Genomic DNA, 19,659 nt, shown 5'->3' with positions numbered 1-19,659 from the left:
AATGAAGTAAGACAGAACAGCCTTTTCATTCCTCACTTTTCACTCTGAAATATTGTTATTATAGTGTCTGTTTTACTTCTACTTCTTCGTAAGTTTCGATAATATCACCCACTTTAATATCATTACAGTTAGTGAGGCTGATACCACACTCGAAGTTTGTACCTACTTCCTTGACGTCATCCTTGAAACGTTTCAAAGCGTTGATTGCCCCAGTAAATACAACGATACCGTCGCGGATAAGGCGAGCCTTGTCTGAACGCTTAACCTTACCGGTCTTAACCATAGCTCCGGCAACCTGACCAACCTTACTGATATTGAACACTTCGCGAACTTCAATAGTAGCAGTAACCTGTTCTTTCAATGTTGGAGCAAGCATACCTTCCATTGCCGACTTGACCTCTTCGATAGCATCGTAAATAATAGAATACTTACGAATATCCACACCTTCCTGTTCCGCAAGTTTTGCGGCACTGCTTGAAGGACGTACCTGGAAACCGACAATGATAGCATCGGAAGCGGCAGCCAACGATACGTCTGATTCTGATATCTGACCTACACCCTTATGTATGACATTGACCTGAATCTGTTCAGTTGAAAGCTTGATAAGCGAATCGCTCAATGCTTCTACAGAACCGTCCACGTCACCCTTGACGATGATGTTAAGTTCGTGGAAGTCACCCAACGCAAGACGGCGTCCAACCTCGTCAAGAGTAAGCATCTTCTGAGTACGCAATCCCTGTTCGCGGGCAAGCTGTTCACGCTTGTTGGCTATCTCGCGAGCTTCCTGGTCTGTATCGAACACATGGAACGTATCGCCTGCTGCAGGAGCACCGTTAAGACCGAGTATCAAAACAGGTTCTGCAGGACCTGCTTCTTTCATACGCTGGTTACGTTCGTTGAACATGGCTTTAACCTTACCGTACGAAGTACCTGCCAATACGATATCACCAACATGCAATGTACCGTTTGAGACAAGTACAGTAGCAACATATCCGCGTCCCTTGTCCAAAGACGATTCAATGATAGAACCTGTTGCCTTACGATTTGGATTAGCTTTCAAATCAAGCATTTCTGCTTCAAGCAACACCTTCTCAAGCAAGTCTTTTACACCAAGACCTGTCTTGGCAGAAATATCCTGTGACTGATACTTACCTCCCCACTCTTCTACAAGGAAGTTCATAGCAGCAAGTTCTTCTTTTATCTTATCAGGATTAGCATTAGGCTTATCCACCTTATTTATTGCGAATACTATAGGTACTCCGGCAGCCATAGCATGGTTGATAGCTTCTTTTGTCTGAGGCATCACATTATCATCGGCAGCAACAATGATGATTACAACGTCAGTAACTTTAGCACCACGGGCACGCATCGCTGTAAACGCCTCATGACCCGGAGTATCAAGGAATGTGATACGACGACCATCATCCAATTTCACATTGTAGGCACCGATGTGCTGAGTAATACCACCAGCCTCACCGGCAATAACATTAGCTTTACGTATATAGTCAAGCAGTGAAGTCTTACCGTGGTCAACATGTCCCATCACAGTAACAATTGGAGCACGTGGTTGAAGATCTTCTTCTGCATCTGCTTCTTCTTCAATAGCTTGCGCAACTTCTGCACTTACATATTCAGTCTTATATCCGAATTCTTCAGCTACTAGATTGATGGTTTCAGCATCAAGACGCTGGTTGATTGAAACCATAATACCAACACTCATACATGTAGAGATAACCTGAGTTACAGATATATCCATCATGTTGGCAAGCTCGTTTGCTGTAACGAACTCTGTAAGTTTAAGCACTTTGCTTTCCTCCATTTCGAGTTCTTCCTGCTCCAACTGACGGTTCTGGATATTTTCACGTTTTTCCTTACGATATTTAGCAGCCTTATTCTTACCTTTATTAGTCAGGCGCGCAAGAGTTTCCTTTATCTGTTTAGCTACATCTTCATCACTAACTTCCTGTTTTACTACAGGTTTCTTGAATTTTTCCTTACCTGCATTCTTGCCTCCATTTTGGTTTTTTGCAGACTTATCACCTTTGGAGCTAGCACCCTGTGGTGAAGAAGGTAGCGAACTGTATATATCAACTCGTTCTTTATTTATTCTATTACGCTTCTTTTTCTTGGAATTTTCATCCTGTCCACCCTTTTCTGTAGACTTTTCGTCACTTTTACGAATCTCCTTTATTATAGCGTCTTTCATTTGTTTACGCTGTTCCTGGCGTAATTTATCTTTTTCTTCTCTTTCTTTACGCTTTTCCTCTTTAGATTTTTTCTTAGGGCGTGTAGACTGGTTCAATGCTGCCAAATCTATCTGACCGACAACATTGATTTTAGACTTGAACTCTGTTGGACGGATTTTAAAGACACCGTCATCACTTACTTTATTTTCCGCTTCTTCTATTTTTTCTTCCATCGGCTCATTTATAACTTCGTCTGCCTTAGCATCCGTCTGTTTGGTTTCTTTATTTTCTATTTCTACGAGTGTTGTTTCTTGCTGTTTTACATCTACTTCTTTTGATTTTTCAGTCTCAGAAGCAGAATTCATCTTTACGTCCTCCACAGCTACAACTTTTTCATCAACCTGTTCTTCAGTTTCCTTTTCTATAACAGGAGCTGAGTTCTTATTTCTTTTTCGGTTTAAGCTGTCAAGATCTATTTTTCCTATAGGTTTAAACTTCTGACGTACCTCTTCAACAGCTACATTCTCCACTTTTACTACATCATCAGCAATATCATCTATCGAGACAGAAGCTTTATTTCTTTCTTTATTCTGGCGTTCCTGAATAATCTTCTCAGATTTAAGTTTCAAATCTTTATCTTTATTAAACTCCTTAACCAGCTCTGCATACTGTTCCTCTGTTATTTTTGTATTCGGATTAGCCTCCACGCTATATCCTTTTTTCTGCAAAAAGTCAACAGCAGTTGCTATTCCTACATTTAAATCTCTTGCTACTTTATTAAGTCTTATCGTCATAAAAATCAATTAACAATTAAAAATTAACAATCAAAACCAGCCATATTCAAGACCAGTCCATAGTCAACTAACAATAAATAAGGCAGAACTGGCATTTATAAAATAAAGAATGGACAGTATAAAAGTATCTGCACATTCTTTATTTTGAGTTCATATTTATTCAAATTCCGCCTTTAAAATACGCAAAACATCATCTACTGTATTTTCCTCCAGGTCAGCTTTTTCTATAAGCATTTCCCTTGGAGCATTAAGAACACCTTTCGCCGTATCTATACCTATACTTTTAATAGCATTGATAACCCATTCATCAATTTCATCTTTAAACTCATCCAAATAGATATCGTCTTCAATTGCGTTCTCATCCAATTCTCTATAGACATCAATCGTGTATTCAGTAAGCATACTAGCCAGTTTGATATTCATACCGCCTTTTCCAATAGCCAATGATACTTCTTCAGGCTTAAGATAAACTTCTGCTCTTTTTTCATCCTCATGCATTATTATAGAAGAAATCTTAGCAGGGCTCAAAGCTCTTTGGATAAAGAGTTGTATATTGGAAGTATAATTGATAACATCTATATTTTCGTTTCTCAACTCACGTACGATTCCGTGTATTCTAGAACCTTTCACACCAACACATGCACCTACTGGATCTATTCTTTCATCATACGATTCAACAGCAATTTTTGCTCTTTCACCAGGTATACGTGCAATTTTCTTTATAGTAATAATACCTTCATTTATTTCTGGTACTTCCTGTTCAAACAATCTCTGAAGGAACACAGGCGAAGTACGGCTTAAAATAATTTTAGGATTGTTATTTCTATTATCAACTCTTGCGACTACGGCACGTGCTGTTTCTCCTTTACGGTAAAAGTCACCTGGGATTTGTTCTGTCTTTGGAAGAAGAAGTTCATTACCTTCATCATCCAACATCAATATTTCTTTCTTCCAAATTTGATAAACCTCAGCACTTACAACTTTTCCTACCTGCTCAATATATTTGTTGTACAAGCTATCTTTCTCCAATTCCAAAATTTTGGAAGCTAAGGTTTGTCTCAAATTAAGGATAGCTCTTCTTCCAAATTTTTCAAAAATAACTTCATCTGTTACTTCCTCACCAACTTCATATGATGCATCTATCTTTCTTGCTTCAGTAAGTGATATTTGCCTGTTTTCATTGGTCAAGTCTTCATCTGCTACAACTTCACGGTTACGCCATATTTCGAAATCCCCTTTATCTGGATTAACGATAACATCATAGTTCTCATCCGATCCGAACATTTTGGCTATAACACTACGAAATGACTCTTCTAAGACACCAACCATTGTTGTACGATCTATATTCTTAAGTTCTTTGAACTCAGAAAAAGTATCAATAAGGCTTATAGTTTCCTCTTTCTTGGCCATAATTATTTAAAGCTAATTAAATATTTTGTATATTTTATTTCGTCATAAGTAAACACCAGCAATTCATCAACAAGTTTAGGACGCTTGCAACCTTCTGGCTTTATCTTTGTCTGTACAGTTAGGGTAAATTTTTCATCATCAACATCCGTAAGAATTCCTTTATACTTCTTACCATCCTTTGCCAACACTTCAACCTCGCATCCCTTATGTACTATATATTGTTGCAAGACTTTAAAAGGTTGTCCTATCCCAGCAGATCCAACTTCAAGTTCGTAGTCTTCTTCATCTCTATTTAAATTCGCTTCTATATATCTACTCAATTCAACACAATCTTCAATCCAGACTCCTTCTGCATGGTCAATTTCCACTACAATTTTATTGTCCGTACTCACTGTCACATCAACAAGAAAATAATCTTTATCTTCCAACCATTGAGAAACAATTTCAGTTACTACGCTTATATCTATCATTGGGAATAAATTAAAAAACAAAAAAGAGGAGCTTTATTGCCCCTCACTATTCATCCTTATCAGTCGCAAAGATATAAATTAAATATTGTAAAACAAAAATTTATACAGTATTTTTATTCAAGTTTAATACCATAACATTTATGTCATACAGCACTCATTATTTTAAAGCAAGAGCAAACAAAACCGAAGAGCAACTTTTATTTGCAAAAATTAAAAATCCCGATTCGTAATGAATCAGGATTTTCAAACTGTGGTGCCACCAGGAATCGAACCGGGGACACAAGGATTTTCAGTCCTTTGCTCTACCAACTGAGCTATGGCACCGTCTTTCTTAATTGCGAGTGCAAAGGTAGAATATTAAAATCAAACCACCAAATATTTTGATAAAAAAATATTCTTTTTTTCTTACTATATAAGTAAAGAGCAGTAATTATAGCAGTATAAACTTTTTTAAATTTGCTGTTTCACAATCAATGCCAGTTCATTGCAGGCTGAATATTATAATTCCCCAAAAGTATTACCATTAATATATTAAACAAAACGCAGTATATATTTGGTTATTATAAATAATATACGTAAATTTGCAACCGCAAAAAGAGAAAACATCTTTCGGAATGTAGCGCAGTTGGTAGCGCACTACGTTCGGGACGTAGGGGTCGGGCGTTCGAGTCGCCTCATTCCGACGAATTATAAAATAAGCCCAGATGGCGGAATCGGTAGACGCGCTGGTCTCAAACACCAGTGGAGTAACATCCATCCCGGTTCGACCCCGGGTCTGGGTACAAAACGAGTTAAATATTTAAAAATCAAATATTTAACTCGTTTTTTATTATACACTCCACTAATATCCCCAAATTTCCCTTCCCCAAAGGAGGATTTAAGATATAAATATTGAAACTTACTGTTTTTTGTATTTAAGGCTCTACGCAGAGCATGCTGTCGTTTTATAACGTGCCCAACAGTTATAACACTCGTTATGATACCAATCTTATAATGCCATAACCCAAGTGAATAGTCCGACTCGTTTATAACAAGTAATGAGCCCCCCTGTTACGGATAGCAACAGAAACACGATGGACAGAACTACTGCAACTCTACTTTTTCTACCTATTCCATTTTCTATGATTCCTCTATACCACCCCAAGTGCGTTGATACATGGAATATTATAGCAACAAGGAACAATCCACTACCTCAAACATGAAATATAGCCCAATTATGCCTGACTTCTATTCCAAAACTTCATTATTATCTAAGACAAAAAGCAGACATTAAGAAGTTTCAAATAATCCAAATCAGATCTTAGCTTTTTTTAAAACAAACTAGGGTCATCTCAAAACTGATTTTGAGATGACCCTAGTTTGTTTTTATATTGAATAATTCAATTATTCTGCACGCAAAGTAAAGCGTTTGAAATCTACTATAGCCAATTCTGGATCAGAAGCTTTCAATGTATCAGCAACTGTCTTCTTAGGATCCATAATGCTTTCCTGACTCAAAAGACAAACCTCTTTCAAGAATTTGCCCAGACGACCTTTAGCAATGTTTTCGATCATAGCCTGTGGCAAGTTAGCTGCTTTTTCTGCAGAAACAGTTTCCTTAATTTCTTTAGCCTTAGCAACGTCTTCAGCAGTAATCCATCCTTTAGCCATGTTACTTTCCATATGCTCTTCGCTATCAACGTGAGCAGGGTTGATTCCAGCCTTCTTCAAAGCAGCTTCTACAGCTTTCTGTACCTGTTCTGCCTTAGTTTTTTCTATAGCAACATTGATTTCATTCTGTTTTACTTCTTCTGGAACACCAGCTTCATCAATTGCAATAGGGTTCATAGCTGCAATCTGCATGCAGATTTCATGAGCAACCTGCTGATCGCAAGATTTATTGAAAGCTACAATAGTACAAAGCTGATTCTTACTCATGTGGTTGTAAACAGCAGTATTAGCTCCAGTTACTACGAAATAGCCATCCAATTCCATTTTTTCGCCTGTAATACCACTGCGGTCAATGATAGCATCAGCAATTGTAGCATTACCCATTGGAAGAGCCTTAACTTCATCCAAAGTCTGACACTTGTTTGCGATTGCAGCATCAAGGATAGCTTCTGTCAAAGCAACGAAATCTGCATTTTTAGCAACGAAGTCAGTTTCACACTTCAAAGCTATCATAGCAGCATAGTCACCAGTAGACTTAGCCAAAACGCAACCTTCTGAAGTTTCACGGTCAGAACGTTTTGCAGCTACAGCCTGTCCTTTTTTACGAATAATTTCCATAGCCTTGTCGAAATCGCCTTCAGCGTCGTTCAAAGCATTTTTACAGTCCATCATACCAGCTCCTGTCAATTTACGAAGCTTGGTAATATCTGCCATACTTACAGCCATAATAAATTCTTTTATTAAGAGTTAATAATATCATTATAAAACAAAATTGAGAACTGAGAACTGAGAATCTGAGCATATATGTTCCATTCTCAATTTTCAATTCTCAATTTTATATATTTAAGTTCTTGAATTAAGCTTCATCTTCTTTGCTAACAAAAGCTGCAGCTTTAGCAGCGTTTATAGCATCTTCTTCAGCTTTATCCATGCGAGCTCTACCTGCTTTTTTCTTAGGAGCTTTAGGAGCAGCAGCTTCACCAGCAGCGTCCATATCTACCTTTTCTGCTTTTCTTTCTTCCAAGCCTTCAGCCATAGCAGCGCAACAAGCATCAAGAATTACTTCTACAGACTTAGTTGCATCGTCATTAGCTGGGATAACGTAATCAACGTTAGAAGGATCAGAGTTTGTATCAACGATCGCGAATACAGGAATACCAAGACGGTTAGCTTCGCGTACAGCAATATTTTCTTTCAAAACGTCGATAACAAACAAAGCAGATGGAAGACGAGTCAAATCAGCGATAGAACCAAGGTTCTTTTCAAGTTTAGCACGCTGACGAGAGATCTGAAGGATTTCTCTCTTAGACAAGTTTGAATAAGTACCATCGTTAGTAAGTTTGTCAATAGTTGCCATCTTCTTAACAGCCTTACGGATTGTTGGGAAGTTAGTCAACATACCACCTGGCCAACGTTCGATAACGTATGGCATGTTTACAGAAGCAGCTTTCTCAGCTACAACCTGTTTAGCTTGTTTTTTAGTAGCAACAAACAGGACTTTCTTTCCTGATTTTGCAATCTGCTTCAAAGCTTCAGCAGCTTCTTCTACTTTTACAACGGTTTTGTTAAGGTCGATGATATGGATACCGTTGCGTTCCATGAAAATATAAGGAGCCATTGCTGGATTCCACTTTCTCTTCAAATGTCCGAAGTGGCAGCCTGCTTCCAATAATGTATCAAAATTTACTCTTGACATTGTTTTTTAATTTTAATCGTTTACTTTCTTTTTTGTTTTAATTTAACCAACTGTCTGGTAGTCTCTCCGCAAACAATTGTAGGAAGAATCCTGACAGTTTAGATACTAAACGCTTTAACATTTAAGTTTTTGAGTTTCTAAGTCCTTGAGTTTATCCTTAAGTTCCGCAAACCGATTACTTGCAACAAACTTACAAACTTAAAAACTAACAAACTCAATCGCTTAACGTTTACTGAACTGGAATCTTCTACGTGCTTTAGGACGTCCTGGTTTCTTACGTTCAACAGAACGAGAATCACGAGTCATGAATCCTTCTGCGCGAAGAGCTTTCTTGTCATCTGCATTGATTTTAACAAGAGCACGAGCAATTGCCAAACGCAAAGCCTGTGACTGTCCTGTAAAACCACCACCACACAAGTTTACTTTAATATCATATTTTTCAGCCACCTGAAGAAGGTTAAGAGGCTGTTTTACTACATACTGCAGAATAGTTGATGGAAAGTACTCTGCAAGGTCTCTCTTGTTAATAGTAATCTTTCCTGTACCTTCGCTGACGAAAACGCGAGCAATTGCGCTTTTACGTCTGCCTAATGCATTTACTACTTCCATTCTTTATTATTTAAGTGTGTTAATATCAATAACTTTCGGAGTCTGAGCTTCATGTTTGTGTTCAGAACCTTCATAAACATACAAGTTGCCAAGCAATTTAGCTCCCAGACGATTCTTAGGAAGCATACCTTTAACAACTTTCTTCATCAACTTTTCAGCGCCGTTTGGCTTAGCCATCAAGCGAGCTGGAGTGATTTCGCGCTGTCCACCAGGATAACCTGTGTAGCTCAAATACACTTTGTCATTCCACTTATTACCTGTAAATTTAACTTTGTCTGCATTGATGATAATAACATTATCACCGCAATCTACATGAGGAGTAAAGTTTGGTTTGTACTTTCCTCTCAACAGTTTCGCAACTTTTGCACCGAGACGGCCAACAACCTGATCGGTAGCATCAACTACAACCCATTCTTTTGTTGCAGTTTCCTTGTTTGCAGAAATGGTCTTGTAACTTAAAGTATCCACTCTTAAATCTTTTTTAAAATGTTAACTACTAAAAAACAATTTCCTCACACTCCATCCGTCCCGGACAAAGAAGAATAAAGTGCTCAGAATCTTAATTTTATCTCTATTTGATAATAATCGGCTTGCAAAGGTACAACTTTTCTTGAAACAGACAAAGTTTTTCCATAATTTTCTGCTATAAACAATTGATACTATGTAAAAAAGGCTACTGTCATAAAAAAAATAACAGCAGCCTTATTGATACTAAAATCAACAATTATCATCTTATTATATTTTCGGGATACCTGTCTGGCATGGTCACCCTTTTCCAAGTCTCGTAACACCAGGAGTCTATTCTATTCCCATTTATATCCTCCTTTAGGAAATATTTTACCACCATTATCCCATCATCTTTCATTTCAAACTCCATTACATTCCTTTTACCGTTCAATTGAGGCAAATGAAGATTTCTTTCTACTATTTCCGTATAAGATTTTTCTGAAGTCATTTCATAAGTGCCTTCGCCAATAATAATGGCACCATGTGGCATCATAACCATATTGGTAAAACGACCGTCATCAGAAAGGATCTTTAAAGAGTTACTTGTTTTAAGCTCACCGGCTACCTCCGGTGAATTTGAGCGATAAAAACACATTTGCCATACACCATTAAGACTGACAGGAACTTTTTCAGTTTTTTGCGCCCACACATTACCAGATGCTACCAGCACCAATAATGTCAAGAATAAGAAACTGCGCATTTTCATAACACTAAATATTTAAGTTTATTAATAGGTTTCCACAAATATAATAAAAAATATAAATCAAACACACATATAGAACTATTTTTTCTTTATCCCTGACAATATTTATACACAAAAAAGGCCGTACAGATTTTATATCTATACAGCCTTTAATATTTGGATTTATAAAAAATCAGAACTCAGCGTTTCTCGGTGTACGTGGGAAAGGTATAACGTCACGGATATTTGACATACCAGTTACAAACAGTAACAAACGTTCAAATCCCAAACCAAATCCAGAGTGAGGGCAAGTTCCATACTTACGAGTATCAAGATACCACCACATATCTTTCATAGGAATATCCAATTCCTGAATACGTGTCAACAGCTTATCATAATCAGCCTCACGTTCAGACCCACCTATAATTTCACCTATCTTAGGGAACAATACGTCCATTGCACGCACAGTCTTACCATCTTCATTCTGTTTCATATAGAACGCCTTGATTTCTTTAGGATAATCAGTCAAGATTACCGGCTTCTTGAAGTGTTCTTCCACCAAATAACGTTCATGTTCAGAAGCAAGGTCAGCACCCCAGAATACAGGGAATTCAAATTTATGTCCCTTTGCCACAGCATCTTCCAGAATCTTTATACCTTCAGTATAAGGCAGACGTACAAAGTTGTCTTTCAATACACCCTGCAAACGTTCAATCAAGCCCTTGTCAAACATGTCATTCAAGAACTTAACATCATCATAACAGTTGTCCAAAGCCCACTGTACACAATATTTGATAAACTCCTCTGCCAGGTCCATGTTATCATAAATATCGTTGAAAGCCACTTCAGGTTCTATCATCCAGAACTCTGCAAGATGGCGAGGAGTGTTAGAGTTTTCCGCACGGAAAGTAGGTCCAAAAGTATAAATTGATCCCAATGAAGTAGCCGCCAACTCACCTTCCAGCTGACCAGACACAGTCAAGCTTGCCTGCTTTCCAAAGAAATCATTATCATACACTATAGAACCATTCTCATCCTTCTTCAAGTCATAAAGGTTCATTGTTGTAACCTGGAACATCTGTCCAGCCCCCTCACAGTCTGAAGCAGTGATTATAGGAGTGTGGAAATAGAAGAAGCCACGGTCATGGAAAAATTTATGTATGGCAATAGCCATGTTATGACGAATGCGGAATACAGCGCCAAAAGTATTTGTACGCGGACGCAAATGTGCTATCTCGCGAAGGAATTCCATAGAGTGTCCTTTTTTCTGCAGTGGATAAGTATTATCACATACACCCAACACTTCTATTTCGCGAGCCTGAATTTCAGCAGCCTGTCCGGCTCCTACAGATTCCACAAGTTCACCGTTTACACTGATACATGCACCTGTAGTTATCTGTTTCAGCATTTCTTCATCAAAGTTAGCCAAATCAACAACCACCTGTACATTATTTATAGTAGAACCGTCATTCAAGGCGATAAAGTTTACCTGTTTGCTACCGCGGCGGGTACGTACCCAACCCTTAACATTGACCATGCTACCAAAATCACGTGATTTCAGCACGTCAATAATCTTTGTTCTACGAATCATTTCCATCATTTACTAATTTTAATTATTCAAAAGACCCCATACGGAGCATATTCACCTCGTTTTCAGTCAAGAATCTCCAGTCACCACGACGTAATCCTTTCTTGGTCAGTCCGGCAAAATAAACTCTGTCAAGTTTAATCACCTTATATCCCAAATGTTCGAATATACGGCGTACGATACGATTCTTTCCTGAGTGTATTTCTATTCCTACCTGCGATTTATCTGTATCCGAAGCATAGCTTACAGCATCAGCATGTATTTCTCCATCCTCCAATGTTATACCCTGAACAATCTGATCAAGATCAGCCTTGGTTACATTCTTATCGCAGTATACATGATAAATTTTCTTCTTCAGATATTTTGGATGAGTTAGTTTGGAAGCCATCTCACCATCATTGGTAAGCAGAAGAACACCTGTAGTATTACGGTCAAGTCTTCCTACAGGATAAATACGTTCTTTGCAGGCATTTTTCACAAAATCCATTACTGTCTTACGTTCCTGAGGATCATCAGAAGTTGTCACACAATCCTTTGGCTTGTTAAGCAGAAGATAAACCTTTCTTTCTATATTTACAGGCTGGTCGTGGAACTTAACCTCATCATTACGATGCACCTTAGTACCTAATTCTGTTACTACTACTCCATTCACAGAAACCACCCCGGCAGTTATAAATTCGTCAGCCTCACGACGCGAGCATATGCCGGCATTTGCCAGATACTTATTCAATCTGATTGGTTCATTAGGATCTGTCAATACATCCTTATACTCTATCTGTTTCTTCATGCTATACTTAGCATTCGGATTATAATCGTTTGTACGCTGACGGAATCCACCCTGACGGTTATTTCCATATCCTCCACCTTGCTGACGATATCCGCCCTGCTGTCCCTGACGAGGACGGAATGAACGTTGTTCCCCTCCTTCATTATTGAATCTAGGAGTAAACTGGCGCTGCTGACGTTCTCCTCCATTATTATTGAATCTTGGTGAGCTATAAGAACGTTCACCTCCTTCATTATTTCCATACGGACGATTTCCGTAATTACGCTGCGGACGACCATAATTATTATTGCCATATCCACCACGTTGCTGACGGTCACCACCGTTGTTATTATTAAATCTAGGATTGAACGAAGAACGGTTCTGACGCTGTTCGCCACCATCAAAGCTATTATTAGGACGGCGTCCATAGTTACCACCCTCATAACGATTGTTTCTGTTGTAACCCTCTCTGTTGTTGTAAGATTTTCTACCATCGCGGCCAGACTGGTTTTCACCATTTTGTCTGAATTCTCTTTCTGCCATAATAAAATAATAAAATCAAAAAAAATTAATACTCTTACCCTCTCGGGCTATAATGTCACTATATAAATTTTAGATTAAATACCAGTATAATTGTGTGGAGTAATTGCGCGAAGTTCTTTTTTAATATCCTCGCTTACTTCCAATGTTTCAATAAAATTCTTGATAGAAGACTCGTTTATAGCCTGGTTAGTACGTGTCAAGGCCTTCAGAGCTTCGTACGGATTAGGATAAGCCTCACGACGAAGAATAGTCTGGATTGCTTCAGCCACTACACTCCAGCAATTGTCCAAATCTTCATAAATCTTATGTTCATTCAGCAACAATTTTCCAAGTCCTTTAAGCGAACTTTGAATAGCAATAATTGTATGACCAAAAGGAACACCTATATTACGCAATACTGTAGAGTCAGTCAAGTCGCGCTGTAATCTTGATACCGGGAGTTTTGATGACAGGTGTTCAAAAATTGCATTTGCCACTCCCAAGTTACCTTCAGCATTTTCAAAGTCTATAGGATTAACTTTATGAGGCATTGCACTAGATCCCACCTCGCCGGCTTTGATCTTCTGCTTGAAGTACTCCATTGAAATATACTGCCAGAAGTCGCGGTTCATATCAATCATGATAGTATTAATACGCTTCATTGCATCGAATATGGCTCCCAGATTATCATAATTAGAAATCTGAGTAGTATATTCTTCACGTTCCAATCCCAATTTCTCAGATACGAACTTATTGCCAAATGCTCTCCAGTCGAACTCCGGATATGCCACATGATGTGCATTATAATTACCGGTTGCTCCTCCAAACTTAGCTGTAATGGCACACGATTTCAATATATCAAGCTGACGGCGCAATCTGTACACAAACACCATAATTTCCTTACCAAGTCTTGTAGGAGAGGCTGGCTGTCCGTGAGTTTTTGCCAGCATAGGAATATCTTTCCATTCCTCTGCATAAGAAGCAAGCTGATCTATAAGTTTCTGTATCTGTGGATAATACTCTTTTTCCAAAGCCTCTTTTATAGACAAAGGCACAGAAGTATTGTTTATATCCTGCGAAGTCAGTCCAAAATGAATGAACTCCTTATATTTTTCCAGTCCGCCAAGCTTATCGAACTGTTCTTTAATAAAATATTCAACAGCTTTCACGTCATGGTTAGTAACGCTTTCTATTTCCTTAATACGCTGAGCATCAGCCTCTGAGAAATTACGGTAAATATCACGCAAAGATTCGAAACGCGCATGATCAAAACATTTCAGCTGAGGAAGAGGAAGTTCACACAAAGTAATAAAATACTCTATTTCCACTTGCACACGATATTTTATTAGCGCGTACTCAGAAAAATATTCAGCCAAAGTTCCCGCCTTGGTTCTATATCTGCCGTCAATAGGAGAAACAGCAGTGAGTAAGTCAAGCTCCAACATTGTTTTTCAGTTTTTTCTAAATTAATGATCATTAAAACTTCGCAAAAATAATGCTTTTTCCCGACTTAACCGTCCTAATAATGAAAAGTTTAGTAATTATTACACAAATATTCCGCTATAGTTGCGACATATAGATTATTGAACTTTCCAACAACCCACCGTCCTTTTACACTAAAATATCATAAAAACAAAGAAAATATAATTTCCCTTAAGGTATAACGAACTGAAATAAACCGTACCTTTGCAGCCGAAAAAAAACAAAAAAATAAAAAAGAATAAAAATGGAATTGCCTAATGACCCGATGATGCTTTTCAGCCTCATCAATATGAAACTGAGAGACTTCTATCCTTCGCTTGATTCACTATGCGATGATTTAAATCTTAACAAAGACGAAATCTTATCACGTCTGAAAGATGCAGGCTTTGAGTACAATGAAGAATTAAACAAGTTCTGGTAATAGAATTCTATTCAATAAAAAAGCCTGCAGGATACTAAGTGAATATTCACTTTGCATCCATACAGGCATTCTGAAAATATTTATTTCACAATAGAATCAATATCCAGGATTCTGCTGTTTTGCAATAACCGGATTAGCATTAACTTCGCTTACAGGAATTGGAAGTATAGTTCTGAAATATGTTCTGTCAAATTTTCTTGAGTCCTCATTTAGAGCATAATGCCATCCCATCTTATCCTTATCCTGACTTTCATAGCGAACGATAGTTTCGTCATTACGCATAGCATCAAAGAAACGGTGCCCTTCACCAACCAACTCCTTTCTGCGTTCCAGTAAAACTCTTTCCAAAGTTATAGTAGAGTTATCAACTAGTCTTGCAGAATTAACATCTACAGAGCGTGCCTTAATAATGTCATTAAGGTAATTAACAGCATCATCCAGATATCCGCCACCTAGTTTTATGGCAGCCTCAGCCGCATTCAAATACACTTCAGAGAGTCTTAGTATCGGAAGGTTCTGTAAACGCGGATCACCTTGCTGCCCATTTGGGAATTTATTTATAAAAATAGGCTCATCACCATATTTTTTATAAAGATCAGTCGGGTTACCCTTTTCATCTGTCTTTTTCTGAACAGGAAGTACGACACTGATTCTTACATCATTCGGTTCTGCCTTAAGCATATCTACAAACGATTTCGTACAAATAGCATCAGCATACCCATCTTCATTGTACAGATAACCGATACCTTCACGGTCGGCCCAATCATCCGTTCCATTATTTATAAGCTCAAATATAACTTCCTTGGTATGCTTTGCATTCATTTTATCCCAAGCATCAGCATATTCGTCAGCATCCCATAATTTATAAGGAGAATTCTTAATTATATTCTTAGCTGTAGAAAGAGCCAGTTCATTTTCACCTTTATATAAATAAACACGTGCCAGCAAAGCTTCGGCTGCCCATTGGTCTATAAACCCCTGCTTTTCGCCTACTTTTTCCGATTTATATAAAGCACCGGAACCTACAGCCTCCGTCAAATCCTTTATCACCTTCTCATAAACCTTTGCCACTGTTTCCCTACCCTGTTGGGCATCAGTAGCTAAAGCAGTTTCCACAAAAGGTACACCTAGAGAAGCCCCATTATCACTTGTATAAGGATTACCATATATTCTCACCAAATCAAAATGCACCAATGCACGAACCACTTTAGCTTGCGCATATATGTCATCTATCTGTTTCTGATATTTATCTGCATCAAGAATTTTTTTATTCTCAACAGCCTCGATGATTCTATTGGCACGGCGTATCACATTGTAAGAAATATTCCATATAGCCGGAGCATCATCCACCGTATACCTCATCTCATAACATGAAGAAGTACGCATCCCCTGATCCCTAGCCTGCATGTCATCCCCACGCACATCACCATAATAAAACATTCTGGCAGCATAATATTCATTATATTTAGAATTGCCCTGTAACCCATCATACATACCATACATTGCAGTTTTTGCATCATTATAATTAGTTATGGCCTGATTTGTAGGTATTCCGTTAGAAGGAGTCTGATCCAACCAATTGTTCACACACGAAGACAATACCAAAACGGTTGCCATCTGTAATATAAACGTCTTATATATTCTAGTTATCATATTTACTTATCATTAATAAATTAAAATCCTATTTCCATACCGAAAGTAACAGTTCTCAATGCCGGTGTCTCAAAAGTACAAAGTCCATTCACCGGTGTTTCAGGATCCACATACAGGTCTTTCGATTTCCATGTAAGCAAATTGTTCGCAGCAATATAAGCTCTCACTTTGCCCAATCCCAGTCTACTGCTCAAGCTGGACGGCATTGTAAGACCTACCGTCAGATTCTTGATTCGCAAATGGTCTGTAGGCATCAACCACCTGGAAGAAGAAATATTTTTATTACCAAATGCAAATTGAGGAAGTTTGGCATCATCTCCAGGCTTCTGCCATGTATCTTCTATTTTGTAATACGCAGGAACATTACCCACATAATTATATGTACCCCCATTAGACTGCAACCATGTAGCATAATCAAATGCGTGTCCGCCTATTGAGTAAGTTAAAGTCATATTAAAATCAATAAACTTCCAACTAATAAAGTTAGTCAAACCACCTTGCACTTTAGGCTCTATTGCCCCAACTATAGTTTTGTTTGCCTCCGAAGAATTTGTAGTCGTTTCACGGCTGCCATTTTCTCCATTTATATAATACAACTCCTTACCGGTTTTTGAATCCACCCCGGCATATTCATATGCATAAATAGAATAATATGGCTCTCCTACTCTATGGATGAGCGGACCGTTTATCATCTCATTCTGATTTCCATCCAATTTCAGCAGAGTATTCCTATTATGGCTTATATTAAAAGTAGTAGTCCATGTCCAGTCTTTATTTTGGATATTTGTAGATTTCAGCTCCACTTCTACACCTCGGTTTCTCATCTCACCGACATTCATCAGCGTATTGGCCACACCATTTCCATCTATTATACCTGTCACTCCGGAAATAGCCTTATTCATCAACAAGTCCTTTGTATCACGATTATACCACTCAACAGTCATCGTCAATCTATTCCACAAAGTAACATCAAGACCTATATTAGTAGCATAATTCTTTTCCCACTTCATATTCGGATTATCCACTCTCATTTCTGCCGATCCGCCATTACCTTTATAATTATAACCGAATCCAAATACACCCAGATATCCATATAAGTCAGTAGGCTGTGTTCCATTAACGCCATACGATGCACGCAATTTCACATCACTCAACACATCCTTCACTGATTCCATAAATGATTCTCCAGATATTCTCCATGAGCCTGACACCGACCAGAAATCTCCCCAACGGCTATCACGCGACAAGCGCGAACTACCATCTCTACGGTAACTTCCACTTATATAATACTTATCGGCAAAGTCATAATTCAATCTTCCCAAAAAAGAGGTCATTCTATACTTGCTCACTGAGCTTGATGCCCTACTGTCTCCTGCATTCTCAATTTCAGGCAGATACGATGGATAAGTATTACCATTTGCATAAACATATTCATATCCATAATCCTCAGTCTCAAATCCTAGCAAAACATCAAAATTATGGTTATCTGCAACTGTCTTATTATAAGTCAGCTGTGTCTGTGTATTCAGTTTTGCCCTGTTTGCCATAACCCTTTGCATGACTCCATTTGATGAACGTCCGTCATTAGATCGTGGATCCCACCACACTTTTTCGTTGTTCTGACTGAAGTCGTAGCTTAATATCTCCTTAAGATTAAGATTATCCCATACATTCCATGTAGCCCCTATTGAACCCATAAAACGGTTTACAACACTTCTGTTATAATTATAAGTTTCCGTTTGAACAGGATTAGCACCATTCAGCGCCGGGAATACGGTACTGAAAGAACCATCCTCATTATACGGATAAGTAGATGGAGAAGCCGTCATGGCGTAACACATAATAGGATTTGCAAAACTCGTAGCCTCATTATTTACGTTCTGAGTAGAATTTGTAAACATGGCACTTGCGTCAATAGAAACACGGTCAGCCTTATGATTTACATTTGCCCTACCCGTAAACCTTTCATATCCGGAAACATTCGTTATACCATTCTGCTTAGTATACGAAAACGAAGTATAAAAATGAGTCTTTTCAGAACCTCCCTGTGCACTAACTTCATAATTTTGGTGAGAGCCCTTTCTGAAAAGTACATCTTTCCAGTCAGTATACCCAGACCACGGTTCTGCAGCATAAGAATCTATCCTGCTGTCTGCATAAGCGATTGCTTCTTCCTCTGACTTACCTGCATTAAGCATATAATTTTTCAATCCCAAATGAAGGATTTCTCGCCTTTCCACGCCATTAAGGATAGGACGATAGTTAATAGCCATGTCAGACATACCCCAGTCTGCTTTTACATTGAATTGTGTTTTTCCAGCCGAGCCACGTTTAGTAGTAATGATAATCACACCATTAGCCGCGCGCGACCCATACAGCGAAGCAGCCGCAGCATCCTTAATCACTGTCATCGACTCAATATCATTACTGTTCAAGGTAGCCATCAAGCTGTTTCCAGAATTAGCATACGAAAATTCACTGACATTACCATTGAGCATAGGTACACCGTCAATGACATAAAGCGGTTCATTACTTGCATTAATAGATCCCATACCTCTAATACGAACCGAAGCCACAGCACCAGGCTGCCCGGATGTTGAAGTAATTTGTACCCCCGACACAGAACCTGCCAAACGGTCCTGTACACTTACCGACGGAACGTCTTTCAATTTTTCAGTAGAAACACTTGAAGCAGAACCTGTAAACGATGATTTTTTAAAATTACCATAACCTGTCACTACCACCTCGTCCAGCAGTTCAGTATCAGGATGTAACACTACACTTAGAGTTGGAGCTACAGCAACCTCCTCAGTTCTCATACCAATAAACGAAACGACCAGCATTTTTGCCGACTCAGGAATGTTCGGAATACTGAAGTTACCATCAATGTCAGTCACAGTACCCACAGTAGTACCTTTCACTAATACAGATGCACCCACAACAGGCAAACCGTCCTCACTAGAAGTAACCGTACCGGCTACTTTAGTCACTTGAGCGTTCACCATACCTACCCATACGACGAGGCAGGAGATTAATAGCATCAATTTCCTTCTCATAAAATCTCTCTTGAATTTTAAATTTGTAAATAGTTTAGTTCTCTCTAGTCAATCACAAAAATATGTATTTTTCCGAAAATACTTTCATTATTAAATAAAAAAACGTATACTCTTAGCATTTAGACACAACATTTGACGTTTTTCTTCTAGAAAAAGTATTTTAAGGC

The 19,659-nt window shown here is 38.3% G+C and carries 14 protein-coding genes and 3 tRNA genes; 3 read left to right on the top strand and 14 right to left on the bottom strand.

The window, feature by feature from the left end; translation table 11 throughout:
• Positions 1-58 precede the first annotated feature (58 nt).
• From infB to I6E11_RS08630, 4 genes are all read right to left on the bottom strand, one after another.
• The gene (gene infB / locus I6E11_RS08645) at positions 59-2,980 is read right to left on the bottom strand and encodes a translation initiation factor IF-2 (protein ID WP_235337657.1); all 2,922 of its coding nucleotides are present in this window, start codon (positions 2,978-2,980) and stop codon (positions 59-61) included.
• Positions 2,981-3,136: 156 nt separating this feature from the next.
• Positions 3,137-4,390, bottom strand: coding sequence for a transcription termination factor NusA (gene nusA, locus I6E11_RS08640; protein WP_235337656.1), 1,254 nt, complete (start codon positions 4,388-4,390; stop codon positions 3,137-3,139).
• A 2-nt stretch (positions 4,391-4,392) separates the two neighbouring features.
• Positions 4,393-4,860, bottom strand: a complete 468-nt coding sequence (gene rimP, locus I6E11_RS08635; protein ID WP_235337655.1) for a ribosome assembly cofactor RimP — start codon at positions 4,858-4,860, stop codon at positions 4,393-4,395.
• Between the two features lie 251 nt (positions 4,861-5,111).
• Positions 5,112-5,184: transfer RNA gene (locus tag I6E11_RS08630), tRNA-Phe, on the bottom strand.
• A gap of 286 nt (positions 5,185-5,470) precedes the next feature.
• On the opposite strand from I6E11_RS08630, the gene I6E11_RS08625 reads away from it, so the two are divergent.
• Both I6E11_RS08625 and I6E11_RS08620 read left to right on the top strand, forming a co-directional pair.
• A tRNA-Pro gene (locus I6E11_RS08625) sits at positions 5,471-5,543 on the top strand.
• A gap of 15 nt (positions 5,544-5,558) precedes the next feature.
• Positions 5,559-5,642: transfer RNA gene (locus tag I6E11_RS08620), tRNA-Leu, on the top strand.
• A 601-nt stretch (positions 5,643-6,243) separates the two neighbouring features.
• On the opposite strand, the gene tsf is transcribed toward I6E11_RS08620, so the two are convergent.
• The 8 genes from tsf to purB form a co-directional block, all read right to left on the bottom strand.
• Positions 6,244-7,236 (bottom strand): translation elongation factor Ts, encoded by a 993-nt coding sequence (tsf, locus tag I6E11_RS08615; RefSeq protein WP_235337654.1) that lies wholly within the window; start codon positions 7,234-7,236, stop codon positions 6,244-6,246.
• Between the two features lie 130 nt (positions 7,237-7,366).
• A complete protein-coding gene (gene rpsB, locus I6E11_RS08610) occupies positions 7,367-8,206 on the bottom strand; it encodes a 30S ribosomal protein S2 (protein WP_235337653.1) in 840 nt (279 codons plus the stop codon).
• A gap of 222 nt (positions 8,207-8,428) precedes the next feature.
• On the bottom strand, positions 8,429-8,815 hold the full coding sequence (gene rpsI, locus I6E11_RS08605; RefSeq protein WP_154043087.1) for a 30S ribosomal protein S9: 387 nt from the start codon (positions 8,813-8,815) through the stop codon (positions 8,429-8,431).
• Positions 8,816-8,821: 6 nt separating this feature from the next.
• A complete protein-coding gene (rplM, locus tag I6E11_RS08600) occupies positions 8,822-9,283 on the bottom strand; it encodes a 50S ribosomal protein L13 (protein WP_204404141.1) in 462 nt (153 codons plus the stop codon).
• A 259-nt stretch (positions 9,284-9,542) separates the two neighbouring features.
• Positions 9,543-10,028: a DUF4488 domain-containing protein gene (locus I6E11_RS08595; protein ID WP_235337652.1), complete on the bottom strand. Its 486-nt coding sequence runs from the start codon at positions 10,026-10,028 to the stop codon at positions 9,543-9,545.
• Between the two features lie 169 nt (positions 10,029-10,197).
• Positions 10,198-11,601 (bottom strand): asparagine--tRNA ligase, encoded by a 1,404-nt coding sequence (asnS, locus tag I6E11_RS08590; RefSeq protein WP_235337679.1) that lies wholly within the window; start codon positions 11,599-11,601, stop codon positions 10,198-10,200.
• Between the two features lie 16 nt (positions 11,602-11,617).
• Positions 11,618-12,904, bottom strand: coding sequence for a pseudouridine synthase (locus I6E11_RS08585; RefSeq protein WP_394800120.1), 1,287 nt, complete (start codon positions 12,902-12,904; stop codon positions 11,618-11,620).
• A gap of 71 nt (positions 12,905-12,975) precedes the next feature.
• Positions 12,976-14,322, bottom strand: a complete 1,347-nt coding sequence (purB, locus tag I6E11_RS08580) for an adenylosuccinate lyase (RefSeq protein ID WP_235337678.1) — start codon at positions 14,320-14,322, stop codon at positions 12,976-12,978.
• A 284-nt stretch (positions 14,323-14,606) separates the two neighbouring features.
• Here purB and I6E11_RS08575 point away from each other — a divergent pair, with 284 nt between their 5' ends.
• Entirely contained in the window at positions 14,607-14,783 is a 177-nt protein-coding gene (locus I6E11_RS08575; RefSeq protein ID WP_235337650.1) for a DUF4250 domain-containing protein, read from the top strand.
• A 96-nt stretch (positions 14,784-14,879) separates the two neighbouring features.
• Here I6E11_RS08575 and I6E11_RS08570 read toward each other — a convergent pair whose 3' ends face one another.
• A complete protein-coding gene (locus I6E11_RS08570; protein ID WP_235337649.1) occupies positions 14,880-16,436 on the bottom strand; it encodes a RagB/SusD family nutrient uptake outer membrane protein in 1,557 nt (518 codons plus the stop codon).
• 20 nt (positions 16,437-16,456) lie between these two features.
• Positions 16,457-19,492, bottom strand: a complete 3,036-nt coding sequence (locus I6E11_RS08565) for a SusC/RagA family TonB-linked outer membrane protein (RefSeq protein ID WP_235337648.1) — start codon at positions 19,490-19,492, stop codon at positions 16,457-16,459.
• Between the last annotated feature and the right edge of the window lie 167 nt (positions 19,493-19,659).

It is taken from the genome of Bacteroides caecigallinarum (genome assembly GCF_021531075.1).
In the GTDB taxonomy this organism is placed as follows: Bacteria; Bacteroidota; Bacteroidia; order Bacteroidales; family Bacteroidaceae; genus Phocaeicola; species Phocaeicola caecigallinarum_B.
Note: the sequence above shows the minus strand (reverse complement) of the source record. Positions and strands in the feature narration are given on the sequence as shown.